The organism is Pelotomaculum terephthalicicum JT (assembly GCF_022410535.1).
GTDB lineage: Bacteria > Bacillota > Desulfotomaculia > Desulfotomaculales > Pelotomaculaceae > Pelotomaculum_D > Pelotomaculum_D terephthalicicum.
In genome coordinates this window covers 185,053-209,776 of sequence record NZ_JAKNBL010000001.1, presented here as the reverse complement: position 1 = coordinate 209,776, position 24,724 = coordinate 185,053, and the positions used below count along the sequence as shown (strand labels likewise).

Below are 24,724 nucleotides of genomic sequence, written 5' to 3'. Positions count from 1 at the left end.
ATGATTATCACATGTGCTCCCTTTCGAATTAGCTTTACCGGAGGGGGGTCTGATTTGGCTGCTTATTATGAAAGACGTAAAGGGGCCGTTCTTTCTACAACAATAGATAAGTATGTATATGTTTCAGTGCATCCCTATTTTAATAGAAAAAAAACTGTATGTAAGTACTCAAAAACGGAAATTGTAGACGATATTGCATCAATTAAGCACCCTGTTTTTAGGGTGGTACTGGAAAAGTTATGGCCATCAGGAGGAATAGAAGTTACATCAAATGCCGATATCCCAAGTGGTACGGGTCTGGGATCGTCCAGTTCTTTCACAGTTGCTTTATTGAATTCAATATATTCATATCGAGGTACTTTTACGTCTAAAGGGCGTCTTGCCAGAGAAGCATGCAGCATTGAAATTAAAGAATTAAAAGAACCAATTGGCAAACAGGATCAGTATGCCGCAGCCTATGGGGGCCTTAATGTAATAGAGTTTAATCCAGATGGATCAGTTAATGTCCAGCCACTTATGCTAAGCAAGGAAATAGTATCAAGACTCCAGGAAAACCTACTTATGTTTTATACATATGACCAGAGGGACGCGCGAAGTATTCTTGCTGAGCAAAAGGAAGAGACAAGAAAAGAAGATAAGTTTAAAATATTATCAAAAATGGTTGATTTGGTATATGAAGCCCGGGATTCATTACTTATGGGAGATTTAAATTCCTTTGGCTTATGTCTCCATAAGGGTTGGCAATATAAATGTCAGCTTTCAGACAAGATTTCCAATCCGACGATTCAAAAATATTATGAGAGAGCTTTAGAATATGGAGCTATAGGAGGTAAGTTGCTTGGAGCGGGAGGTGGAGGTTTCCTGTTGTTCTACTGCGAAAAAGAAAACCAGAACAATTTGCGTAAAGCTCTTTTTGATCTACCTGAGTTACCCTTTCGATTTGATTGGCAGGGTGCTAAAATAATTTACGTCGGTGATAAATATGTTGAAGAAGGGTTTTTTGAGATAAGTTAAAACTTGGGGTGGTATCAATGAATTATATTATATCAATTAATCAATATCTAAATGAACTAATAAAAATCATTCAAAGCTTAGATACAAAATCTCTTGATTGTTTCTTAAGCATTTTGAACAATGCCAGGCATAAAGGGAATACCATATATGTTTTTGGTAATGGTGGTTCTGGCGCTACGGCATCACATATGACAGGGGACTTTAATAAAGGAGTAAGTTATGGCCATAAGATAAGATTTAAAATGATCTGTCTTAATGATAATATACCTACAATGCTTGCATATGGTAATGACGTCAACTTTTCTGATATATTCGTGGAACAATTGCGGAATTTTGTTAAAAAAGATGATGTAGTAATCGGTATTTCTGGATCGGGTAATTCTGAAAATGTGATAAAAGGAATTGATTTAGCTAATAAAGTTGGTGCTATTACTGTTGGTTTATGTGGTTATTCGGGGGGGCTACTAAAGGATAAAGTTACCCTGGCGATTTATATAAATGTTAATGATATGCAAAAGGTTGAGGACTTACATATGATAATTGTACATTTAGCTATGCAAATACTATCAAAAGATAAAAGTTTTTCTTGTGGAGGATACGAATTTGAGTTGTGAAAAAATAGTGGTTATGGAAGAGGTGCTTGAAAAGAAATACCGTAAAAACTATCTTGTTTCTTTGGTGGGTATACTGATAAGCGCACTGTTAATAGTCTTTGCTATAAAAAAAGTAGATTTAAGTATAACTTGGATTTATATAAAAAAAGCTGACTATTATTATTTTTTATTAGCCGTAGTTGTTTATGTTATTGGTTTTATTCCCCGGGGATTACGATGGAAGCTCATGCTAAAACCTATAAAAATAATTCCTATGTCTGTAATTACAAGTAGTATTTTAATTGGTTATATGGCAAATAACATTTTACCAGCTAGATTGGGAGAATTAATTCGTGCATATACATTGGGTAAATATGAAAATATATCAAAAACAATGGCTATTGCTTCAATAGGAATAGAAAGAATATTTGATGGGTTGGTGATAGTTGGTATTTTAATTGTAACTATATTGTATCACCCATTTGATGGAGAACAATCTCTAATCATTAACAAAGTAAGATATGTATCTTTAATTATCTTTTTATCGGCATTAATATTTATATTAATTGGCCGGTTATTTTGTAATTATCTAAAGAGAGGCTTTCAAAAAAATAACCTTTTGACCAGCAGCAACTTAAAAAGATGTTTAATGAATAATATCATTAATATAATTGAATCTCTGAAGTTTATTAGATTCGATACTTATTTACTGATAATAATTCTTTTGAGTGTGATCGTTTGGATTTTTGATGGTTTAACATTTTATATAATGCTAAAAGCTATGGGATTATACTGGGATCCGGTAATGGCATTTTTTTGTATGGCATTCGTAAATCTTGGACTTATCGTCCCATCTGCCCCCGGTTATTTTGGTGTTTATCATGGCCTTGTTATTATTTCATTAAGCTTTTTTGGGATTACTACAGAACAAGCTCTAGCTTATGGAAGTATAGTTCATATAGGACAATATTTTAGTATAATGTTTATTGGTATTATAGCATTGAATTTTCTTAAGAGAAAATTGATTGTTACAATATCTCTAAAAGCTAACTAATGTACTATTAATTATGTTGTTGGTTTATGTGCCTCGGGGAGGATTATTATGAGTAATTTTATTCTTATTGTTACATATTTAACAATATGTTTAATTTGTTTAGTTTCGGGTTTTGGTGTTACAATATTGTTATGGCCTAAGAAGTGGTATGATGAAATGATAATTGTATGTCCGATAATAGGGGCAGGTTTGCTTATCATATTAACGACAGCTCTAAATTGCTTAGGCCTACCAGTTCGTATATTTAGTTTAAAACTAATTATTTTATTGGCAGGATTTGGTTTATGTTTATTACTTCTTAAGCCATGTAGAGAAAGTCTAGTAGCTTTTTATAAGAATAAAAGATTAATTTATACATTTTTGCCGGTCATAATTAGCTTTATTTCTGGCTTATTTGTTATGCTTCCATTGTTTCTATATAAAGGATTTAATCCATACAACGATACTTTTACATATATCGCTATTGCGGATTATGTGTTAGATAATGGTTTTTTGAAACATATTCAAATTGATAATTTGCATCCCGTATTAAGTCAGGTATTACTTTATCAAAAAAACCTATTTAGAATGGGCGCTCAGTATTATTTGTCTTTAATGACAGCTATCTTTAATTGTAATTTATCGATTAGTGTTTATATGCCTGTAGCCGCATCATTTATTTTCTTATTTAGTATATCTATCTGGATATTTTGTAAAATTGGTTTGGGATTAATAAATATAATATCATTAGTGGCCATTATTTTTACTTCAATTCATCTCAGTTTTCCTATAGGACATATCCTTATAGGATTTTTTCCGCAGACTATTGGTATGGCATTTTCTATAGTAGTATTGTCGATTTGGATTAGAAATGATATAGAAAAAAAGTTAACAATTTATTTATTAATAGGTATATTAATTGCTGCATTAATAATAAGCTATTCCGAAATTAGTCCATTTGTTTTTGTTGCTTCTTTTGTTGTAATTATTTGTAGGGTAATAAAAGGCAAGCAAAATATAACAAATGCAATAATAAATTATTTTATTCCAATTAGTATAGGGTCAGTTTTGAGTCACCTTTTTTTCTATGGTATGTGCAAAAATTTAAATATGCTAAGTCAGGTTGTAGTTGGGTGGGATGTTAAATATACGTTATGGGACTATGTATTAATGTTTTACTCATTCGTTCCGTTAAATTATGGGAAACCTGTGGAAGCACTAATGCATCCTTTTGTGAATATTGCATTAAACTTTACAGCTTCTTTTTTTGTATTTATCCTGTTGAAAGAATTTCTATTTGCTGCTGAATTTAAAAATATATTGACAAGATTAGGTAAAATATTAATACCATTCATGGTAGTTTTAATATATTTTATGTTTTTTAAGCAAAATCCATGGAACCAGTTGGAAATGGGACAAAGTTGGAGTATTTATAAAACAATTCAATATGGATTTTTTCTTTTTCCACCGATGTTTGCAGTTGCTTGGCATAAAGCGATATATCATAGATCGAAAATTATCAAATACCTTACTGTACTTTCTTCGTGTATTTATATGGTAGCTGGAATAGGAATAAATATAGGTTATGCACATACTACTGCTAATATAATGGCAAAATATACAGGAAATTATGAAAATCCTTTTTTTGAATACTTCAAATTAAAGGAAGAAGTTATGAAATTGAATAATAGTATGCCGATTAATTTAGAAATACCCAGTACGGCTCAAAAACATAGGCAACTGGTAGCATATTTTTTAAAAGAAATACCTTTAAAAGCTGATTGGCGTGGAGATTCGTATATATATAACTATTTAGACAAAAATGATAATGAACTATTAAAAAATAGACCTAGTTTGGTTTATCAACCTAATGGTGGAGATAAAGTCATAGCAGCTAACATGGCGTTTATAAATTTGGAAGGTGTAATATGGAATTATAATAAGGATTGGTATAATCTTGAACAAGATGATTCGGGTAGCTGGTGTTGGTCATCTGGTGAAAGCTCAATTAGAATAGATAATCAAGGTGAATTTGTTAGTATCGATTTATTATGTATGGTTGCCTCTGACAGACCAGGATATAAGGAAATTGATATTTATACTGATAAGGGAGAAAAAATCGCTAACTTGAATGTTGAAGTTGGCGGATGGAGACCATTTAATCTTACTTTAAAGGTTCCTAGCGATATAATTGATTTAAGATTCAAATATAATGCTCAGGCAGTTCGATTTAGAAATGATCCACGAGAATTAGCTTTCGCTATAAAAAATTTAAAAATAACTAATAAGTAAAGATATATTTTATAATTAATTGGAATAACTAAATTTTTAGCCCATGTAAGTATGAATTAAAATCTGAACAAAATTCGTTGTCAATTCGAGGGGTTTTTCAGGGGTCAAATTAAAATTTATACCCGCCTAATTTTACCTGGATGATTCCTGGAGCATTTTATAAAGCTCTTGGTCTACTTTGTAAAAATAGAGAAGGTATTGAGTTTGATTTATTCGAGTATAGGTAAAATAAAAAATACAATAATTGATCAACAAATACAATTACTATTTTTTAAAAAAGATCTGTATTTAGGAATATAGAGTTTATAAGGATTAGAAATTATGCATATATTTTATGACGCACGACCTCTTTCAATGAATAAAGCTGGAATAGGTAAATATGCAGAATCATTATTAGAAAATGTAGTTAAAAAATCAAACATAAATGTTTTACTTTGTTCTAATAAAAAAGTTGTATTTGACAAAGAAATATATGTTGAAATTATCAATTCAAGAAACTTATTAGGGAAAGTCAATTCAAATTTATGGTTTCAGTTGATACTACCATCAATTATTAAAAAATATAGGATTGATTTGTTCCATGGAACTATGTCTATAACACCCATTCTATCTGATGTACCATCGGTGGTAACTATATATGATTTAGTTTTAGAGATTTTTCCAAAAACAATGCATTGGAAGAATTGGTTACCTCTAAAAATCTTAATGAAAAATTCGGCCAACAAGGCATCCAGAATTATAGCCATATCCGAAAACACTAAAAAAGATATAATAAAATATTTTGGTATCTCTCCAGATAAAATAAAAGTAATTTATCTTGGCGTTGATAAAAATTTTTCTTCTCAAAAAAATAAAAATGATGAAAATATACTTATTAGATATAATCTATTACCAGGTTATATTTTAACAGTAGGCACACTGGAGCCAAGAAAAAATTTAATTCGTCTCCTTAATGCATATAAAATGATCGTGGTGAGTGAAGATTCAATTCCAAAATTGGTTATAGTTGGTGGACAGGGTTGGCTTAAGGAAGATATTAATAAGGTAATAGATACCCTAGGGTTAACAGAAAAAGTTGTATTGACCGGATATGTTTCGGATTCGGATTTACCTGCTTTATACCGCAACGCAAGCGTATTTGTGTACCCTTCATTGTATGAGGGCTTTGGTCTTCCTCCTTTGGAAGCGATGGCCTGCGGAACGCCTGTGATTTCATCTAATGTTTCATCAATTCCGGAAGTAGTAGGAGATGCTGGTCTCTTAATAGATCCCTATCGCCCTGAGGAAGTTGCAAGAGCGATTACCTTGGTTTTAAAAGATAATGGGTTAAGGGTACGATTGAATCGTACCGGACTGAATCGTGCTGGCTTATTTACTTGGGATAAAACAGCGCGAGAAACAATTAAATTATATCAAGAAGTGATTGAAGAAAATAATCATCGAAGGAACAAATGATAAATGTCCGAGGTGGAACATTGCGTATAGGTATTAATGCTTTGCAGCTTACAGCTAGAAATTCAGGTATAGGACAGTATATCTATAACATGATTTCTTCTTTAATTTCATTGAACATTAATGAATATTATCTATATCTAAGCCGTGGGAATGCACGTCCGGAATGGTTGGGACAGCGAGGTGTGGATATTAAAGAAATACCTTTTTGCAAGGAACAGGTTATTCTTAGAAATTTGTACGAACTTTTTTATTTGGGTCAAGATTTAAGTAGGGATGACTTGTCGGTCTATTGGTCACCGGATACGAAGATCCCATTATTAATTCCTAAAAACATTCCTTTTGTTGTTACAGTCCATGATCTGGCCATAATAAAGGAACCGGAAACTTACAAGTACTCAAGGGTTGTATACTGGCGCAGGCTATTTCAACATGCAATTCAAAAATCCTCTTATGTAGTGGCAATATCACAGACTACCCGAAACGATCTAATCGAATTGATGGATGTTTCCCCTGAAAAAATTAAGGTTGTATATAACGGTGTAAGTGCTCAATTTAAACCTGTAGAGAATACTAATATTTTGATGCGAGTTGCAAAAAAATATTGCCTCCCTGAAAAATTTTTATTGTTTGTAGGCCTATTTTCTCCACGTAAGAACATTGCTGGTATTTTGAGGGCTTTTTCCATTCTTAAAAATGAATACCAGATTCCACACCGCCTGGTAATGGTTGGGGAGAAAGGCTGGCGGTATCGGGCGGATCTTGAGCTTGTACAATCATTTGGTCTGGAAAAGCAAGTTTTTTTCCCTGGTTTTGTTGAAGACGAAGATTTGCCGGCGGTTTATAATCTCGCGGATGTTTTTGTTTTTCCTTCACTTTATGAGGGTTTCGGGTTGCCTGTATTGGAAGCCATGGCTTGCGGCATACCTGTGGTTACATCAAATATATCTGCTCTTCCTGAAGTGGTAGGTAAGGCAGGTATTCTTGTGAATCCGCATGAACCTGAAGAGATTGCAACAGGAATACACCGCTTAATATCCAATAAAAAGCTTTCATCTGAATTAGCTAAGGCTGGGTTAAAGAGGTCCAGGCATTTTCTTTGGGAAAATGCGGCCAGGGAATTACTGAAGGTGTTTCGTGAAATAGCGTAAAATGATATTTGCCTCGAAGAGTTAGGTGATATTTATGAACCCGGTCAAAGTGTTACTAATTGTTACTCTTTCCGAGTTGGGTGGTGCGCAGAAAGTAGTTTACCATATCGCGGCAGGGCTGGAGCGCGACTTGTTTGATGTAACCTTGGCCTGCGCGCCGGGTGGAGAATTGGTTAGATGGATGCGGCAACTGCCGCAAAACGTAAGAGTTGTTGAAATACCGGAACTTAAACGCAATATTTCACCTATTTTTGATTTCATGGCCCTTTACCGGCTTTACCAGCTAATCCGGCGGGAAAGATTTGATATTGTCCACTGCCACAGTTCCAAGGCCGGCATCTTAGGCAGATTGGCCGCCTGGTTAGCCGGCGTGCCGAAGATTTATTTCACCGCGCACGGGTGGGGGATAAACGAGTACCAGAGCCGGTCCGTCCGTTGCTGCTACAAATGGGCGGAGCGGCTGGCCGGAGCGGTCAGCACCAAGGTTGTCTGTGTATCTGAAAGCGACTTGGCCAAGGGCTGGAGTTTAAGGCTCGCGGCTGCCGATAAGTTTACGGTCATTTATAACGGTCTGCCTGAACCCCAAAAACGGGAAGGGGTTTTACGTTCTGAACTTAATATTGATGAAAAGAACATTGTTATTGGGACGGTAGCCCGCCTTGCGCCTCAGAAAGCCCCGCTGTTTTTACTGGAATTGGCCAGGCAAATGATCTCTTGTCCTGACAAAAGTTCGAGTGAGGGACAAATCTATTTTATTATTATCGGCGACGGTCCGTTGAGGTCTGAGTGTGGGGCTTTCATTGATGGCAAGGGTCTGAAAGGGCGTGTGTTTTTATTGGGCACAAGAGAAGAAGCGGCGGAATTAATATGGGATTTCGATATTTTCGTCCTGTTTTCCAGATGGGAAGGCCTACCTTTGACCATAATCGAGGCGATGCGGGCGGGATGTCCGGTTGTGGCCAACGCGGTGGGCGGTGTGGGCGAGTTGGTAGTAGACGGAGAAACGGGTTATTTGATCAATGAGCTTGACATAAAAGCGGCGGAAAAGGCTCTCCGCCAGTTGGTTTCCAGTAGAGACAAGCGTCTCTCGATGGGAGAAAAGGGACGGCAAAGAGCCGCTAATTTGTTCAGTATAAATGAGATGAGAAAAAAGTACATAGAACTATATCTATCATGAGTTCGGGTAGAAATGCTATAATGAGAATAATTTATCGGTAGTTAAAAGGAAAATGGAAATGCAAAAGGATAAAATACTTTTTCTTACAGGACTTGCGCTGGTTGATCTTGTCCTGATTAATCTGGGTTACCTGCTGGCATTCTTAATTAAATTCCGTGGGCATATTCCGGAATACAACCTGACTTCCTATCTTACCACCTGGCCTTGGCTTACTGCAACCGCGCTTGTCCTTTTTTATTTCTACAAGCTATATGGCAGTTACCGGTGGCGCTGGGCTGAGGTTTTTGCTTCATTGATTTGTGTTGTGTTCTTTCAAGCCTTGGCCGGTATGGCTTTATCCTTCCTTTTTCGTGGTTTCACCTTCCCGCGTTCGGTCCTGTTGGCCGCGCCGTTTATTCAATTGGCACTACTCAGCCTCTGGAGAAGAGCGGCCTGGCATCTGGAAAGGGGTTTGCAGGGCACCAGAAGGGTTGTCGTGGTAGGACAACCTTTGGAAGCAGTCGCCTTGGCTGAAAAATTGGAATCAGCGGCGGGCGGGGTGATCAAGGTGTCCGGTCTTGTTCTTGGGGCTCAGCCTGATTCTGACTATCCGGTATCAGATGGCCATGAGTTGAGAGAGGAAGGCGGCGAATGTTTTTCCTTTGCTGTGAACCGCTGGCCGATGCTGGGGGGGCTGCCGGAATTTTGCCAATGCCTTGACGCCGTGGAACCCGATCAGGTTTTTATCTGTTCGAATCTCTCCCAGGAACATAAAGCCAGGGTTATTGACGCCTGCGTGGCGAAAGACATAAAGGTGTTCCTGGTACCTGATTTATACGAGATTATGTTAACCCAGGCTAGGCTGGACCAGGTTGACGACGTGCCCATATTTGCCGTGGGCTGTTTGAAGATACCGGAAGGATCCATGATTTTGAAAAGGTTGATTGACATCAGTCTTTCCTTTATTGCGCTGGTGGCTGCCGCACCCCTATGCATCCTGGTGGGTATCGCTGTTAAATTGGACTCTCCGGGGCCTGTTTTGTACCGGCAGAAGCGTCTTACCATGCAGGAAAAACCTTTTTACCTTTTCAAGTTTCGCACCATGGTGGTAAATGCTGAACGGGAGAGCGGGCCGGTGCTGGCGTTGGAGAATGATCCGCGGGTTACCAGGGTGGGCCGCTTGCTGCGGGCGGCCCGGATCGACGAGATCCCGCAGCTGTTGAATGTTCTGAAGGGTGATATGAGCATCGTGGGACCGCGGCCGGAAAGACCTTTTTTCGTCAACGAGTTGGTGAAACAGACGCCGGAATATGTCTACCGGATGAATGTAAAGTCGGGTATCACCGGCCTGGCTCAGATTGCCGGGCGGTACAGCACAAGCCCGGAGAATAAATTAAAATATGACTTGCTTTACACCAAATCGTACTCACTGGCCAGGGATCTGGCTATTTTGCTGCAGACTGTAAAAGTAATACTGATGAAAGACAGGGCTTCTTGATGTCTCTCATGGCTGAAGTATGATTAAATTTGCTCTGATGAAAAGGAAATATACACTTTGAATGCATTCTGCTATAATTATTATTAAGCTAATGTTTATATGACGACAATTCTGGCATGATAAATTGCAAATCGTTTTTAGAGCGGGGGTGTTTTGATGATCGACCGTATATTAATAGACCCGGCTATTTGTCATGGTCAGGCCTGTGTCAAAGGTACCCGTATCCCCGTACATCAGATTATTAAGATGTTGGCCAATGGGGATACCATTGAAGTACTATTAGGTGAATATCCATCTCTTGAAAGAGAAGATATTCTTGCCTGTCTTTATTACGCTGCCTTGCTTGCCGAAGAAAGCTTTTCACCCATTGAGGCTACGAACAGAATATGAATATCTATGTGGATGAAAATATTCCCTTAGTGACTGTTCAAGCATTACGGAGAATTGGACATAACGTTTTTGATAACCGGGGAACATCAAAAGAAGGCATGTCTGATGAGAAACTATGGAGAGTCGTCCAGCGTCGTAAGTGTTTATTTATCACCACAGACAGAGGATTTGCAGGTTATCGGTATGAACAACATTATGGTATTTTAATAGTGTGTCTACGACAGCCTAACAAACAAAAAATTCATGAGCGCGTAATGATATCTATTAATCAATTTGCTGTTGATGAGTGGCCGGGGCAATTGGTTATGATGAGGGATAATGTGAAAAGCGTGTGGTCAGGTGAGCGGTAACATATTGACATTTTTCGTAGTGATTTGTTAATATAAGTTTAAGTTCAGGTTAGTTTTAAGCCCGTCATTTGCGAACGGGCGTTATTACTTTTTTCGACCGCGTTTTTATTTTCACAAGAATAGTCTTAAGAATATTAAGGGGTAACGCGTATGCCGGAAACATTAGTCGGAATTGTTATGGGCAGTGACTCCGACCTGCCTGTTATGAAGGATGCAGCCGCTGTTCTGGACGAACTGGGTGTTGCCAGCGAGGTTGTGATATCTTCCGCCCACCGGGTGCCGGACAAAACGGCGGATTACGCCCGGACGGCCGCGGAGCGGGGGCTGGCGGTGATTATCGCCGGCGCGGGCGGGGCCGCCCACCTGCCGGGAGTTATTGCCGCGCACACTCCTTTGCCGGTGATCGGTGTGCCGGTTAAATCGGGCGCGTTGAACGGGGTTGACGCTCTTTACGCCATCGTCCAGATGCCTTCCGGGGTGCCGGTGGCGACTGTGGGCATCAACGGCGCGAAAAACGCCGGGATCCTGGCGGCGCAGATTATCGGCGCCACCAACCCTGATGTTCGCCTGCGCGTGGCTGCTTACAAAGAAAAACTCGCCCGCCAGGTCAAGGAGAAAGACGCGCTTTTAGCTGAGCTGGGAATAGAGGAATACCTGAAGAGGTTAGGGTAGGTTACTCCTAATAAATTATGGGGGCTGTTAGAATGATTGAACGTTACACGCTGCCGGAAATGGCGCGGATATGGTCGGAAGAAAATAAGTTCCGCAAGTGGCTCGACGTGGAGATTTATGCCTGTGAGGCTATGGCTGAACTGGGGCAGATTCCCGCGGAAGCGCTGGCGGAAATCAAGGATAAGGCTGATTTCAACGTGCAGCGCATCGCGGAGATCGAAGCCGTGGTGGATCACGACATGATTGCTTTTACCACCAACGTGGGCGAGTATGTCGGCGAGGCGTCCAAGTACATCCACCTGGGGCTGACTTCCTCGGACGTGCTGGACACGTCCATGGCCGTTCTGATGAAAGAAGCGGGCCTGCATATCGTGGGCAGGCTGAAGCAACTGCGGGAAGCGCTGCTGGAAAAAGCCAGGGAGCACCGGAACACGATCATGATCGGGCGCACGCACGGCATCCACGCCGAGCCGATTACTTTCGGCCTGAAGATGCTGCTCTGGGTGGCCGAAACTGACCGCAACATCCAGCGGATGGAGCGGGCGGTGGAGAATATCAGCGTGGGCAAGATCTCCGGCGCGGTCGGGACGTACGCCAACATCAGCCCGCGGGTGGAGGAGCATGTCTGCGCCCGCCTGGGCCTGCGGCCGGCCATGGTGTCCACCCAGGTGCTGCAGCGGGACCGCCACGCGGAGTACCTGACCACCATCGCGGTGATCGGCAGCTCCCTGGACAAGTTCGCCACCGAACTGCGCAGCCTCCAGCGCACCGACATCCTGGAAGTGGAGGAATTTTTCAAAAAGGGCCAAAAGGGCTCCTCGGCCATGCCGCACAAGCGCAACCCGATCACCGGGGAGCGCGTCTCCGGGCTGGCCCGCCTCCTGCGCGGCAACGCGCTGGCGGCCATGGAAAACGTGCCGCTCTGGAACGAGCGGGATATCTCCCACTCTTCGGTGGAGCGGGTGATTGTTCCCGACAGCACCATCACGCTGGACTACATGCTGGTGAAGCTCACCGGCATCATCACCAACCTGCTGGTCTATCCGGAAAACATGCTGCGCAATGTCGAGCGCACGCACGGGCTGATCTTTTCCCAGCGTGTCCTGCTGGCCCTGGTGGAAGAAAAGGGCGTCAGCCGGGAGCGCGCCTACGAGCTGGTGCAGCGCAACGCCATGCAGTCCTGGCGCACCGGGGCGAGTTTCCGCGATTTGCTGCTGAAAGACGGCGAAGTAACCGCCCTGCTCACTGAAAAGGAGATAGACGAACTGTTCGACTATAACTACCACTTGAAGCATGTGGATGATGTCTATCGGCGGTTTGGTTTGTGAGAATATATACTTGGGGTGAATGATTCCGATGAGTGAAAGGACTGTGATTGATTTATCCAAACTGCGCCAGCCGGACTACAACGGTTCGGTGCAGGAGCTGTATTTTTTGGAAGAGCATCCGGAGTGGATGGTTTGCAAGACCATGCCGGGCGGTTCGGTGTTTGATGTCGGCACTATTTTTTCCATTCCGCACAGCGACATCTGCCGGACGGCGTTAAGGCACAAAATATATTCCCTGCTGGAAACGCCTGAGGAATGGGAAAACATATACGGGCATATCTGCCGGAAGTATGCGCAGGACAAGGAATTCCTGGCATTTTTATGTGAAGGCCCGCTGGAGGATTTCCGGCTGAACGGGGCGGACACGCACCACCTGGGCATGATTGACCAGAATACCGGTGCAGTGTACGCTAAATCATTTCCCCCGCATCCGAGCCAGTATGTTTTAGTCAAGAAGTATAAAATTATCAAGCCAGGGCGCGTTTCGTACAACGATAATCATTTATGGGACTACAGCGGGTATTACGGCGCGGACAAGTATGTCGTCCCTCTGGAAAATATCGTGCGTATCGGCGTTACCTCGGGATCTTCCATTTATAGAAATTACGTGAATATGAACGGTGAAGAGAGAAAAAATTATCTTAAAGAGCTTGGGCTGCAGGAAGAGCTGGTGCCCTGGACGCTGTTCGCAAAACCGGTGGTGGACTTTACCACCAAGTATGAGCCCGAGGACAGGAGTTTGAAATTGCAGGAAGCCCTGCATATCAGCGGAAGCAACGGCAAAAGCCTGTTGGATATCATTAAAATGTGTATTCTGGGCGGGATTTTGGTGGCGGAATTCTTTAACAAACTCGGCTTGTTCTTATGGGATCTCAAGTGGGAAATCGCGCGGGACGGCGGCAAGCTGGTTTTCGTCGACACCATTGACACCGACTCGATCAGGGTGACCACTAAAGCGAATTATAATAATAAGTATTACTTTGTCAACTTTAATAAACAGTCTATGAGGGATTATTATAAGATTATGCATTCCGGCTGGTTCGAGGCCACGAAATCGGCGAAAGCGGCGGCCTTGAAGTCCGGCAGGTCTTTCCTCGAGCATTTGCGGGCCGGGCAGGCGGAAGGCTATTATCCGGGAACGCCGCAAGTCGACCGGAAATTTATCGATATTCAAGAAGATAAATTCAACACTTTGATCGCCTATATTTATGGCCAGGCCACGCTTGACCGCACTATTGAAAAGTATAATGAGATAGGCTTGAAAGAAATCGGCTACTACGACGCGAACGGTGTGTTGGGCGAGTATGACAAGCTGAACGGAATGTAGAGCAGGAGTCAGAATTCAGGAGTCAGGAGTCAGGGAACTGGGAGACAGGAGCCAAAAGACAGGAGACAGGGAACAGAGGGCAGGAGTCAGAGCCGGGAATGGGAGAATGCTCCCGACTCCTGAATACTTGAATATTATGGGGGAGAGGAAAATGGAGGGATACAAGAACGACCCGGGTGAAGCCCTGGAAGGGGATAAACCCAGGGAAGAGTGCGGCATCTTCGGTATCTACGGCCCCGGCCTGGACGTGGCCAGGCTCACTTACTACGGCTTGTATGCCCTGCAGCACCGGGGGCAGGAAAGCGCCGGCATAGCCGTGGCCGACGGGAGGAAGATTCATCTGCAAAAAGACATGGGCCTGGTTTCCGAAGTGTTCAACCATGAAAAACTGAACAATTTCCAGGGACATTTGGCCATTGGACATGTGCGCTATTCCACCACCGGCACCAACAGCCCGCTTAACGCCCAGCCGTTCGTTTTTCATTCTTCGAGAGGCATGCTCGGGCTGGCCCACAACGGCAACCTGACCAATACGACCGAGCTCCGCTCCCTGTTGTATTCCGCCGGGTCGGTGTTTCAATCCACCACCGACAGCGAAACCATTGTCAACCTGATCGCCAGGTACAGCCAGGACAGCCTTGTCGATGCCATAAAGAAGAGCATGGCCGACATCAAGGGCGCGTATTCACTGTTGATCCTTACCGAGAAAAAACTGATTGGCGTCCGCGACCCGAACGGCATCCGGCCTTTGTGCCTGGGCCGGCGCGGCAACGCGTATGTACTGGCGTCCGAGTCCTGTGCCCTGGATACTGTCGGAGCGGAGATGATCCGGGACGTGAAGCCCGGTGAAATCATCGTTGTTGACGAGAACGGCCTGAGCAGCCACATGGCCTTTCAGGACGGCAAAAGGGCGCACTGTATCTTTGAGTACATCTACTTTGCCCGGGCCGACAGCTGTATGGACAGGTTCAATATCAACAAGGTGCGCCGGGATATGGGCCGCCAGCTTGCCAGGGAGTATCCGGTCGAGGCCGACATGGTCATTCCCGTACCCGATTCAGGTATCGCCGCCGCCAGGGGTTTCGCAGCCGAATCGGGTATTCCTTTTGAAGAGGGCCTGATGAAAAACCGGTACATCGGGCGCACCTTCATTCAGCCCAGCCAGAGCATCCGTGACCTGGGGGTGAGGCTCAAGCTGAATCCCATCCGGGACGTGCTGGACGGCAAGCGGGTGGTCATGGTGGACGACTCAATCGTCCGGGGCACTACCAGCGGCAAAATTGTCAACATGCTGCGGGAGTGCGGCGTGAAAGTAGTCCACTTCTGCATCAGTTCGCCGCCGGTGATCAAGCCTTGTTTTTACGGTATAGACATCTCGAAAGAGGATGAATTGATTGCCTGCCGGAAGCCCCTGCGCGGGATCAGGGAGTTTATCGGCGCCGACGGTCTTCATTACCTGAGCCTGGAAGGACTGCTGAATGTTTTCGGAGAGAAAAGGGGAAATTTTTGCACCGGCTGTTTCAGCGGCGACTACCCCGTGGAAATCCCGAAGACTTGTGAGCGGGACAAGTTTATTCTTGAATGAACATAGATTATTTCTGAACTTAATTTAGGAGGTTTTTTATGGCTGAGCAGAAGACAGGCCTGACCTACGCGGACGCGGGGGTGGATATCAAAGCCGGCGACGAGGCGGTGCGCCTGATGCGCGGCGCCGTGCGGAGCACTTTCCGGCCGGAGGTGCTGGCCGACATCGGCAGCTTCGGCGGCCTGTTTGCCTTGAATACCGCCAAGTACCGCGAGCCGGTGCTCGTCTCCGGTACGGACGGGGTCGGCACGAAGCTCAGGGTGGCCATGCTGACCGGCCGGCACAACACCATCGGCATCGACGCGGTGGCCATGTGTGTCAACGATATCCTGGCCCAGGGCGCCGAGCCGCTTTTCTTTCTGGACTACCTGGCTGTCGGCCGGCTGGTGCCGGAGAAGGTGGCGGACATCGTGGCCGGGGTGGCGGAGGGCTGCCGGCAGGCCGGCTGCTCCCTGATCGGGGGGGAGACGGCGGAAATGCCCGGGTTTTACGGACCGGAAGAGTATGACGTGGCGGGGTTCGCGGTGGGAGTGGTTGAGCGCGGCAGGATCATTGACGGCCGCGGCATTGTCCCCGGCGACAAGCTGATCGGCATCCCTTCGTCGGGTCTGCACAGCAACGGGTACTCGCTGGCGCGGAAGGCGCTGCTAGACATTGCCGGTCATGGTGTGGATACCCGGCTGGAAGCGCTGGGCCGCACTGTCGGTGAAGAAATGCTGGAGCCCACCAGGATTTACGCGCGCGCGGTTTTGCCTTTACTGGAACGTTTCGGGGTCAAGGGGCTGGCGCACATTACCGGGGGCGGGCTTACTGAGAATATCCCCCGGATTTTGCCAGGCGGCACGGCGGTGCGGATCAGGATGGGCGCCTGGCCGGCGCCTCCGGTGTTTGAGCTGATTGAGACAGCCGGCGGGGTGGAGAAAGTGGAAATGCTGCGCACCTTCAACATGGGCGTGGGCATGGTGGCCGTCGTTTCCGAAGGAGAGGCCGGCGCGGTGATGGATGACCTGGCGGCCCGGGGAGAGAAGAGTTATTTGATTGGCGAAGTGGTGGAGGGTGAAGGTGGAGTAAGGTATATTTGAGGAGGGAGAAATTTGGGCAAGTTGCGCCTGGGTGTGCTGGCCTCCGGGCGGGGGTCCAATCTTCAGGCTATCATGGACGCGGCCGCCGCCGGCAGGATAGACGCGGAGGTGGCGGTCGTAATAAGTGACCACAGCGATGCGTACGCCCTGGAACGGGCGCGGCAGCGAGGCATTCCGGCCGAGTTCGTCGATCTGAAAAGTTACGGCTCAAAGGAAGAGTACGAAAAAGTAATCGTTGAGCTATTGCAGAGGCACGGGGTTGAACTGGTGTGCCTGGCCGGCTACATGCGCGTTGTCGGCGCTGTAATGCTTAATGCTTTTCCGGATAAAATCCTGAACATTCACCCGGCGCTGTTGCCTGCTTTCCAGGGGCTGCACGGGCAGGAGCAGGCTTGGGCGTACGGGGTGAAATTCAGCGGCTGCACTGTTCACTTTGTGGACGAGGGCGTCGACACCGGCCCGATTATCATTCAGGCGGTGGTGCCGGTGCTGGACGACGACACGGCTGACACGCTGGCCGCCCGCATCCTTGAGCAGGAGCACGTGATCTACCCGGAGGCTATTCAACGGTACGCCGAAGGCCGGCTGAAGATTGCGGGCAGGAAAGTATTCACGAAAGAGATTAAGTAGCAAAAACATTCTTTTGTCTTAAAATATTCTGAATTCTGACTCTTGAATTCTGATTACCTAAATTTTTAATCACAGGAGGACCTAATATGCCTGTTAGACGAGCATTGGTTAGCGTTTCCGATAAAGCCGGGGTGGTTGATTTCGCCCGGGGGCTGGCGGACCTGGGAATAGAAATCGTGTCGACCGGGGGCACGTTGAAAACACTCCGGGAGGCGGGCGTCCCGGTTACATATATTTCCGACGTTACTGGCTTCCCGGAAATCCTTGACGGACGGGTGAAGACACTGCACCCCAACGTGCACGGCGGCATCCTGGCCTTGCGTAACGAGGATCACCTCGGCCAGCTGAAAAAGCACGGGATTGCTCCGATCGACCTGGTGGCGGTAAATCTCTACCCCTTCCGTGAAACTGTCGCCAAGCCCGGCGTCACCCTGGAAGAAGCGATTGAAAATATTGATATCGGCGGTCCGACCATGGTCCGCTCGGCGGCTAAAAACTACCGGCATGTTTTAATCGTGGTCAACCCGGAACGCTATGGCGAAGTCCTCAACGCCCTGCGCCGGGGCGAGCCCGGCGCGGATTTGAGAATGGCTCTGGCCCTGGAGGCGTTTTCCCATACGGCTGCTTATGACGCCGCTATTACCGCTTACCTGGAAGGGCTGGGGGCAAAGGAGTGAAAATGATATGAAAGTACTGGTCGTCGGCGGCGGCGGGCGCGAGCACGTCCTGGTCTGGAAGCTCAGGCAGAGCCCGCGTGTCTCGGAAATATACTGTGCGCCGGGGAACGCCGGCATTGCCCGCCAGGCCGCTTGCGTGAATATTGGCGCCGAGGATATTCCGTCCCTGCTGGCTTTTGCCCGGGAAAAGGCCATTGACCTGACTCTGGTGGGCCCGGAGGCGCCCTTGACCGCCGGGATTGTGGACCAGTTCCAGGCGGCCGGCTTGAAAATATTCGGACCGTCCCGGGCTGCGGCGGAAATTGAGGGCAGCAAGGTTTTCGCCAAGGATATTATGGCGAAGTACAACATACCGACCGCCGGCTACGCTGTTTTTACGGACCCGGCTGAAGCCGCCGCTTATATCGAAAAAGCCGGTGTGCCGTGTGTGCTTAAAGCGGACGGGCTGGCTGCCGGCAAGGGTGTTATTATCGCTAATGACCTGCGGACGGCCCGGTCCGCCGTGCGCTCAATCATGGTGGACCGGGATTTCGGGGAGGCGGGCGCGCGGCTGGTGGTGGAGGAGTGCCTGACCGGCGAGGAAGTCAGCATTCTCGCTTTTACGGACGGCGAGACGGTTGTACCGATGGTTTCCTCACAGGACCACAAGCGGGCCTTCGACAACGATGAGGGGCCGAACACCGGCGGCATGGGAGCCTACGCCCCGGCGCCGGTCTATACGCCGGAAGTGGCTAAGCGCTCCATGGAAGAGATCCTTGTGCCGATGATCCGCGCGCTTAAAGCCGAGGGGCGGACCTACCGGGGAGTTATCTACGCCGGGTTGATGGTTAGCGATGGAAAGCCGAAGGTGCTCGAATTCAACGTCCGCTTCGGCGACCCGGAGGCACAGCCGGTGCTGAGCCTGCTGGAAACCGACCTGGTGGAGATCATGGAAGCCGTGTTGGAAAACCGCCTGGCTCAGATCGAAATCAAGTGGAAACCCCAGGCCTCAGTCTGCGTGGTGCTAGCCTCCGGCGGCTATCCCGGCTCTTACGAAAAGGGGAAGGCTATTGGCGGGCTTGATGTAGTGCCGGACGATATCATGGTATTTCACGCCGGGACGGCGGAAAAAGACGGGCGGATCGTCACCTCCGGGGGCAGGGTGCTGGGCGTGACCGCCACCGGTCCGGATATTCCCGCGGCTATAAGCAAGGCTTATGAAGCTGTGGAGAAGATCTGGTTTGACGGCATGCACTGCCGGCGTGACATCGGCCGCAAGGCGCTGTAAGTAAATGGGGTCAGGCTTTACTTTGTGAGATTCTAGAATCTCACAAAGTAAAGCCTGACCCCGTTTATTGCTGTTAAATGTCCGCGTCATGGGTTATAATTTAAAAGAATCAAGCAAGGAGATAAGCAATGGCCGAATTCTATCACCCGCAAACATATCATATAATTACTTTTGGCTGCCAGATGAATGAGCACGACTCGGAAGTGCTGGCCGGCATGCTGGAAAGCATGGGTTTTACTCAGGCTGACGAGGTTGACGGCGCAGACATCGTGCTTTTAAATACCTGCTGCGTCCGGGAAACCGCTGAGAACAAAGTCTTTTCGCTGCTGGGGCGCCTGCGGCGCCTGAAGAAAGAAAAACCTGGCATGATTATCGGTGTGAGCGGCTGCATGTCCCAGCAGGAAGGCATGGCTGCGAAAATAAGGCGTGGTTTTCCGCATGTCGACCTGATTCTTGGAACAGGCGGCGCCCACGAACTTCCTGATTTGATCGGGAGAGTGATCGGGCGCGGGAGCCCTGTTTTGGCAGTCCGGCCCGGTATTGGCGGGATTGCGGAAAATCTCCCGGTGAAAAGAAAAGAAGGCGTTCGCGCCTGGGTGGCGATAATGTACGGTTGCGATAATTTTTGCACGTATTGCATTGTCCCTTATGTGCGCGGGCGGGAGCGGAGCCGCCGTCCGGAGGATATCCTGAAAGAAGTTGCCGGACTGGGACGGGAAGGCTGCAGAGAAGTGGTCTTGCTTGGCCAGAATGTCAATTCCTACGGCAAAGACCTTGAGCGAGCGATGGACTTTGCCGGTTTGCTGGAAAAATTGGATAAGCATGGCGGGGAAAACGGTATTTGCCGGATACGCTATATGACCTCCCACCCGCGTGACTTTTCCGACCGGCTTATCGAAACGATCGCCGCGTCGGATACGGTGTGCGAGCATTTCCACCTGCCTGTGCAGGCGGGGAGCGACCGCGTATTGAAGAAGATGAACCGGGGGTACACCAGGGAAAGGTATCTGGAGCTTGTGGGGAAAATAAAAGCTCTTATTCCACACGCCGCTATCACCACGGACATCATGGTCGGGTTTCCCGGCGAGGATGAAAATGACTTTAACGATACGCTTGAGCTTGTCCGGCGGGCCAGGTTTGATAGTGCGTACACCTTTATCTACAACACCCGGCCGGGCACTCCGGCGGCGTCCCTGGAGGGGCAGGTCCCGGAGGAAGTGAAAAAGGCGCGCATTCAGACATTGATCAAACTGCAGAACAAGATCAGCCTGGAAAGAAACCGGGAAGAAGTGGGGCGGGAGCAGGCGGTGCTGGTTGAGGGAGAAAGCAAAACCGGGCCGGGCCTGCTGGCCGGGAAGAACAGGGGCAATAAAACGGTTGTCTTCCCGGGTGGCAGGGAACTCATCGGCCGCACCGTCCGGGTGCAAATTACCGAGTCGCATTTAGCCCACCTGACAGGCCGGCCATTATTTCATTAGCATTACTGAACTGGCCTTGATGACGGCTGTGATTTCATCACCCGCTTTAATGCCAAGTTTTTTTACCGAGTCGGCGGTAATGTTGGCGCACATTTCCTGCCCGCCGACATCAAGCGTTACTTCCGCTGAAATGTCATTTGACTTGACGTTCTTGACATGGGCTGTTAATTGATTGCGTGCGCTGAGATCCATGGATAAAACCCTCCTTTTTTGTATTATTCTGGTCAAAAAAGGATCTATTTATGCAAACGGGCATCAAAATCAAAGCAATTTTCGACTGTTGAATAGGAGCGATATACATGGAAACGTCTATCCCGGTAATCGGCCTGGCCGGTTACTCTAATTCCGGCAAGACAACCTTTCTGGAAAAGCTGATCGCTGAACTGAAACGCCGCGGCTACCGGGTGGGAATTATTAAACACACGCATCACCCGGTGGAATTTGATCAGCCGGCTAAGGATACCTGGCGGCACGCCCGGGCCGGCGCGGACGTTGTTGCCCTGGCGGCGCCGGGCGGCGTGTCCCTGATCAAAAAATTTGACCATGAACCCGTTGCGGAGAAAGTAATTTCTATGATTGACGGGGTAGATGTGATTGTAATCGAAGGATACAAGAAAGGTAAATGGCCCAAGATAGAAATTTTTCAGCAGGGAGTAACTGAACGGCCGGTAATCCCCGCGGAGGAACTTCTTGCCGTGGTGAGCAACGTGCCGCAAAGTGCCGGGGTTCCGTGCTTTGGATTGAACGACGCAGTGGGAACAGCCGATTTGATTGAACGGGTGATTATAAAGAAAGAAATATAGGTTGCCGGGCCGATAGGGTATAAAAACATAAATCACTTCATTTGAGGCAATATAAATTATGGAAGATGTTCCGATGTTTGTATTGCCTTTTTTGTCTTTTTATCATACAGTGTGTGACTTTCATACATAGTTCGGATGAATCTCTGATGAATATCCTGCCGTAAAGATAGGGTTTCTCTTGCATGCAAGTTCGGAGGTTGATTGGCATAAGAATTACATATAACCCGGTAAAACTGGCAAGGAGGGATTGCCTGCAAATATTGAATCAATAGCTCTATAGCCAAGGCCACGGCAGTGGCGTCAATACCTGAAGGACAAGATTACTTCTTAAGGAACGGTAATTCATGTTTAATCGCAGTTGTAGGCGGTCAATCAATGGTTGACAATACTGATTAATATATGAAAGAAGCCTTACGTTGACAAAGTATAATTGCTACCTATCTATTGACAATCCAAATGGTTAATGTTATACTTCAACCGATTAATTAATGTTCATTAATTAATCAATTTGCGACTAACTCTCCTTTATCCGTCCATACCGGATCATGCAGTTTTTTATCCACTGATACAAAAGTAATAGCAGCAGGAACCGGCTGAAAATAGTAGGTGTTCAAAGGGGGTGCGGCATTAAACAAAGCCGTTTCACTATTGTTCAGGTATCAGTAGAGGCGCTGCGAGTGAATGCTACTCGCTAAAGGGTGTTTAATGTGACGTCGATAAATTTGGATTTCGTAAAGGTGGTAAAATTTTGCTGGTGAGTTAGTGGTCGTTTATTCAAATCGAATAATAAATCTTGGAGGTTAAGAAAATGCAAAAGATTCAAACTGACTGTGCCTTGTGCATTAACTGCTGCGGCATTGATTGCTACGTGGAAGATGGCAAGTTGGTCAAGGTCGAGGGCACACCCGATCACTGGCTGAACAAAGGTGAAATATGCGCCAAGGCCAAATTTCTAGTGGAAGGAACATATTCCCCGAACCGCTTGAAATACCCCATGAAGAAAGTCAACGGGAAATTCGAGAGAATTTCATGGGATCAGGCAACGACTGAAATTGCTAATAAATTAGCAGAACTGAAGGAAAAATACGGCGCCCACACCCTGGCTACCTGGACCGGTTCAGTTGGTGTCGAGCACTTCGAAATGGCTGCATTTAACCAGCGCTTTGCCAAAGCTTACGGCTCGCCGAACTTCTTTAACCCGGAAGGAATTTGTTTCCGCACCCGGATCCTGGCCCGCCAGATTACCTTTGGCCGCTACCCGGTGGAACAGCCCCGCAATGCCAAATTGATTATTCTCTGGGGACACAACCCTGAGGATAGTTACTTCCCGATTGGCAAGGACATCCGGGAAAGACTCGAGAAGGGTGAGTTAGAACTAGTCGTTATTGACGTGCGCAAGATTCCGCTGGCAAAACAAGCCCTCTATCTGCAGCCCCGCCCGGGCACCGACTGCGCCATCGCCCTGGCCATGATGAATACCATTATTACTGAAGACCTTTATGACCATGAATTCGTTGAAAAATGGTGCGAAGGTTTTGATAAACTGACAGAGCATGTCAAGAAATATACACCGGAAAGAGCTGAGGAAATCAGCGGCGTGTCGGCCGCGGACATCAGGCGGGTTGCGCGGATGTTCGCAAATACCAAAGAAGCCGCCATTTTGGAAGGCGTGGGCCACCTGAACCAGTATCAAAACGGCCTCCAGACTGAAAGAGCTTTTAACATCTTAATCGCCATTTGCGGCAAAGTCGACCGCCCTGGCGGATGGGTGACCTGCCCGCAAATCCGCCTGGCCGACCTGCGTGTGCCGATTGAGGAGAAAAACCTTGGATACGATGAATACCCGGTATTCCACCAGTTCAACAAACGCACTCCCCCATACGGTTCCGCATCAATGATGACAGAGGCAATGATCTCTGAAAAGCCGTATCCGATCAAGGCCTTCATCAGCTCGGGCAGCAACCCGGCTCTGACCTTCCCGGATAGCAACCGCTTCTTAGAGGCTTTAAAGCATCTAGAGTTATTTGTAAGCATCGACCCGTACATGACCGAAACCAGCCAATTGGCCGACTATGCGCTACCTGCCTGCACCTTCCTGGAAGAGACGGGCATCGGCGGCTTCCCCTATGCCATCTCGCACTGCGTGCCCTATATCATGCTGCGCAAGAAAGTCATCGAGCCGCTTTACGAGAGCAAACCGATCTGGTGGATCTGGAGCCAATTTGGTCATAAGATTGGCTTGGGCGAATATTTCCCATGGAAGACAGACGAAGAGGTTGCGGAGCACATGTTCTCAACAACCGGTGTTACTTATCAGCAGTTGGTCGATAACCCGGCGGGCATGTATTTCGGCGAGATCGAATATGAGCTCTTTAACAGAGTCGGCTTTGCCACTAACAGTCGTAAAGTAGAACTATACTCCAAAGAGATGGAAAGGTTGGGCGCGGATCCCATGCCCGAGCACGTCGAGCCGGAACAAAGCTATGTTGCCAATCCTGAGTTGGCCAATCTATATCCGGAAACACTGCTCACCGGCGCCAGGAATCAGGAATACATCGGCGCCCAGATGCATGACGTACCCGGACTGCGGGCGTTAATGGGCGAGCCCTACGCAATGATCCACCCGGTCACCGCCAAGAAATATGACATCATCGACGGTGAAATGATGGGTGTGGAAACACAGCGCGGCCGGATCAAGATCAAAGCCAGAGTAACCGAAGATATCAGACCGGGCGCAGTGTCCATCCCGCACGGCTGGCCACAGGCCAACGTCAACCTCCTGCTTGACTCCAGGGTTAGAGACAGAGTGTCCGGCTATATTACCATGAGAGGAAATGCCTGCCGCCTCGTCAAAATAGATCCAAGCAGATAAGGCAGAAGGATAACACAGTTTCTTTCTTTTTAGACCTGAGACCTTTACTTGCAACTAATAACGCCAGCACCATT

The 24,724-nt window shown here is 46.9% G+C and carries 21 protein-coding genes and 1 pseudogene; 21 read left to right on the top strand and 1 reads right to left on the bottom strand.

The window, feature by feature from the left end:
* Positions 1–54: 54 nt before the first annotated feature.
* The 19 genes and pseudogenes from L9W92_RS00980 (at position 55) to miaB (ending at position 20,975) form a co-directional block, all read left to right on the top strand.
* On the top strand, positions 55–1,014 hold the full coding sequence (locus L9W92_RS00980) for a GHMP family kinase ATP-binding protein (protein WP_312038044.1): 960 nt from the start codon (positions 55–57) through the stop codon (positions 1,012–1,014).
* 17 nt (positions 1,015–1,031) lie between these two features.
* Positions 1,032–1,628 carry a D-sedoheptulose-7-phosphate isomerase gene (locus L9W92_RS00975; RefSeq protein WP_240081893.1) on the top strand — a complete coding sequence of 199 codons (597 nt, stop codon included), beginning with the start codon at positions 1,032–1,034 and terminating at the stop codon, positions 1,626–1,628.
* Positions 1,618–2,661 carry a lysylphosphatidylglycerol synthase transmembrane domain-containing protein gene (locus tag L9W92_RS00970; protein ID WP_240081892.1) on the top strand — a complete coding sequence of 348 codons (1,044 nt, stop codon included), beginning with the start codon at positions 1,618–1,620 and terminating at the stop codon, positions 2,659–2,661. Before L9W92_RS00975 ends, L9W92_RS00970 begins: the two co-directional genes overlap by 11 nt.
* Positions 2,662–2,709: 48 nt before the next feature.
* Complete coding sequence (locus tag L9W92_RS00965; protein WP_240081891.1) at positions 2,710–4,932, top strand: hypothetical protein; 2,223 nt, start codon at positions 2,710–2,712, stop codon at positions 4,930–4,932.
* Positions 4,933–5,286: 354 nt separating this feature from the next.
* Positions 5,287–6,387: a glycosyltransferase family 4 protein gene (locus tag L9W92_RS00960; RefSeq protein ID WP_240081890.1), complete on the top strand. Its 1,101-nt coding sequence runs from the start codon at positions 5,287–5,289 to the stop codon at positions 6,385–6,387.
* Between the two features lie 20 nt (positions 6,388–6,407).
* Entirely contained in the window at positions 6,408–7,535 is a 1,128-nt protein-coding gene (locus tag L9W92_RS00955; RefSeq protein ID WP_240081889.1) for a glycosyltransferase family 4 protein, read from the top strand.
* A gap of 34 nt (positions 7,536–7,569) precedes the next feature.
* Complete coding sequence (locus L9W92_RS00950; protein WP_240081888.1) at positions 7,570–8,712, top strand: glycosyltransferase family 4 protein; 1,143 nt, start codon at positions 7,570–7,572, stop codon at positions 8,710–8,712.
* Positions 8,713–8,770: 58 nt separating this feature from the next.
* Positions 8,771–10,189 (top strand): sugar transferase, encoded by a 1,419-nt coding sequence (locus L9W92_RS00945; RefSeq protein ID WP_240081887.1) that lies wholly within the window; start codon positions 8,771–8,773, stop codon positions 10,187–10,189.
* A gap of 156 nt (positions 10,190–10,345) precedes the next feature.
* Entirely contained in the window at positions 10,346–10,579 is a 234-nt protein-coding gene (locus tag L9W92_RS00940) for a DUF433 domain-containing protein (protein ID WP_240082155.1), read from the top strand.
* Positions 10,576–10,929, top strand: coding sequence for a DUF5615 family PIN-like protein (locus tag L9W92_RS00935; RefSeq protein ID WP_240081886.1), 354 nt, complete (start codon positions 10,576–10,578; stop codon positions 10,927–10,929). The genes L9W92_RS00940 and L9W92_RS00935 overlap by 4 nt, the downstream gene beginning before the upstream one ends.
* Positions 10,930–11,079: 150 nt before the next feature.
* Positions 11,080–11,601: a 5-(carboxyamino)imidazole ribonucleotide mutase gene (gene purE, locus L9W92_RS00930; RefSeq protein ID WP_240081885.1), complete on the top strand. Its 522-nt coding sequence runs from the start codon at positions 11,080–11,082 to the stop codon at positions 11,599–11,601.
* A gap of 32 nt (positions 11,602–11,633) precedes the next feature.
* Complete coding sequence (purB, locus tag L9W92_RS00925) at positions 11,634–12,929, top strand: adenylosuccinate lyase (protein ID WP_240081884.1); 1,296 nt, start codon at positions 11,634–11,636, stop codon at positions 12,927–12,929.
* Between the two features lie 28 nt (positions 12,930–12,957).
* Positions 12,958–14,256 carry a phosphoribosylaminoimidazolesuccinocarboxamide synthase gene (locus L9W92_RS00920; protein WP_240081883.1) on the top strand — a complete coding sequence of 433 codons (1,299 nt, stop codon included), beginning with the start codon at positions 12,958–12,960 and terminating at the stop codon, positions 14,254–14,256.
* 151 nt (positions 14,257–14,407) lie between these two features.
* Positions 14,408–15,841, top strand: coding sequence for an amidophosphoribosyltransferase (gene purF, locus L9W92_RS00915; protein ID WP_240081882.1), 1,434 nt, complete (start codon positions 14,408–14,410; stop codon positions 15,839–15,841).
* Positions 15,842–15,879: 38 nt separating this feature from the next.
* Entirely contained in the window at positions 15,880–16,923 is a 1,044-nt protein-coding gene (gene purM, locus L9W92_RS00910) for a phosphoribosylformylglycinamidine cyclo-ligase (protein WP_240081881.1), read from the top strand.
* A gap of 12 nt (positions 16,924–16,935) precedes the next feature.
* A complete protein-coding gene (gene purN, locus L9W92_RS00905; RefSeq protein ID WP_240081880.1) occupies positions 16,936–17,553 on the top strand; it encodes a phosphoribosylglycinamide formyltransferase in 618 nt (205 codons plus the stop codon).
* Between the two features lie 86 nt (positions 17,554–17,639).
* Positions 17,640–18,215 (top strand): annotated as a pseudogene (purH, locus tag L9W92_RS00900) (bifunctional phosphoribosylaminoimidazolecarboxamide formyltransferase/IMP cyclohydrolase); the annotation flags it as partial.
* A gap of 22 nt (positions 18,216–18,237) precedes the next feature.
* Positions 18,238–19,497, top strand: coding sequence for a phosphoribosylamine--glycine ligase (purD, locus tag L9W92_RS00895; RefSeq protein WP_240081879.1), 1,260 nt, complete (start codon positions 18,238–18,240; stop codon positions 19,495–19,497).
* 128 nt (positions 19,498–19,625) lie between these two features.
* Positions 19,626–20,975 carry a tRNA (N6-isopentenyl adenosine(37)-C2)-methylthiotransferase MiaB gene (gene miaB, locus L9W92_RS00890; RefSeq protein WP_240081878.1) on the top strand — a complete coding sequence of 450 codons (1,350 nt, stop codon included), beginning with the start codon at positions 19,626–19,628 and terminating at the stop codon, positions 20,973–20,975.
* Here miaB and L9W92_RS00885 read toward each other — a convergent pair.
* Complete coding sequence (locus tag L9W92_RS00885; protein ID WP_240081877.1) at positions 20,964–21,167, bottom strand: TOBE domain-containing protein; 204 nt, start codon at positions 21,165–21,167, stop codon at positions 20,964–20,966. The two genes, miaB and L9W92_RS00885, sit on opposite strands and share 12 nt — an antisense overlap.
* Positions 21,168–21,274: 107 nt before the next feature.
* Here L9W92_RS00885 and mobB point away from each other — a divergent pair, with 107 nt between their 5' ends.
* Positions 21,275–21,778 carry a molybdopterin-guanine dinucleotide biosynthesis protein B gene (mobB, locus tag L9W92_RS00880; RefSeq protein WP_240081876.1) on the top strand — a complete coding sequence of 168 codons (504 nt, stop codon included), beginning with the start codon at positions 21,275–21,277 and terminating at the stop codon, positions 21,776–21,778.
* 808 nt (positions 21,779–22,586) lie between these two features.
* Positions 22,587–24,650 carry a molybdopterin-containing oxidoreductase family protein gene (locus L9W92_RS00875; RefSeq protein WP_240081875.1) on the top strand — a complete coding sequence of 688 codons (2,064 nt, stop codon included), beginning with the start codon at positions 22,587–22,589 and terminating at the stop codon, positions 24,648–24,650.
* Positions 24,651–24,724 lie beyond the last annotated feature (74 nt).

Coding starts and splice junctions, on each gene's coding strand:
- L9W92_RS00975 (WP_240081893.1), top strand. CDS start 1,032: ATGAATTATATTATATCAATTAATCAATATCTAAATGAACTAATAAAA.
- purE (WP_240081885.1), top strand. CDS start 11,080: ATGCCGGAAACATTAGTCGGAATTGTTATGGGCAGTGACTCCGACCTG.
- L9W92_RS00885 (WP_240081877.1), bottom strand. CDS start 21,167: ATGGATCTCAGCGCACGCAATCAATTAACAGCCCATGTCAAGAACGTC.
- L9W92_RS00945 (WP_240081887.1), top strand. CDS start 8,771: ATGCAAAAGGATAAAATACTTTTTCTTACAGGACTTGCGCTGGTTGAT.
- purD (WP_240081879.1), top strand. CDS start 18,238: ATGAAAGTACTGGTCGTCGGCGGCGGCGGGCGCGAGCACGTCCTGGTC.
- L9W92_RS00965 (WP_240081891.1), top strand. CDS start 2,710: ATGAGTAATTTTATTCTTATTGTTACATATTTAACAATATGTTTAATT.
- mobB (WP_240081876.1), top strand. CDS start 21,275: ATGGAAACGTCTATCCCGGTAATCGGCCTGGCCGGTTACTCTAATTCC.
- L9W92_RS00940 (WP_240082155.1), top strand. CDS start 10,346: ATGATCGACCGTATATTAATAGACCCGGCTATTTGTCATGGTCAGGCC.
- purB (WP_240081884.1), top strand. CDS start 11,634: ATGATTGAACGTTACACGCTGCCGGAAATGGCGCGGATATGGTCGGAA.
- purM (WP_240081881.1), top strand. CDS start 15,880: ATGGCTGAGCAGAAGACAGGCCTGACCTACGCGGACGCGGGGGTGGAT.
- miaB (WP_240081878.1), top strand. CDS start 19,626: ATGGCCGAATTCTATCACCCGCAAACATATCATATAATTACTTTTGGC.
- L9W92_RS00920 (WP_240081883.1), top strand. CDS start 12,958: ATGAGTGAAAGGACTGTGATTGATTTATCCAAACTGCGCCAGCCGGAC.
- purF (WP_240081882.1), top strand. CDS start 14,408: ATGGAGGGATACAAGAACGACCCGGGTGAAGCCCTGGAAGGGGATAAA.
- L9W92_RS00960 (WP_240081890.1), top strand. CDS start 5,287: ATGAATAAAGCTGGAATAGGTAAATATGCAGAATCATTATTAGAAAAT.
- L9W92_RS00935 (WP_240081886.1), top strand. CDS start 10,576: ATGAATATCTATGTGGATGAAAATATTCCCTTAGTGACTGTTCAAGCA.
- L9W92_RS00875 (WP_240081875.1), top strand. CDS start 22,587: ATGCAAAAGATTCAAACTGACTGTGCCTTGTGCATTAACTGCTGCGGC.
- L9W92_RS00950 (WP_240081888.1), top strand. CDS start 7,570: ATGAACCCGGTCAAAGTGTTACTAATTGTTACTCTTTCCGAGTTGGGT.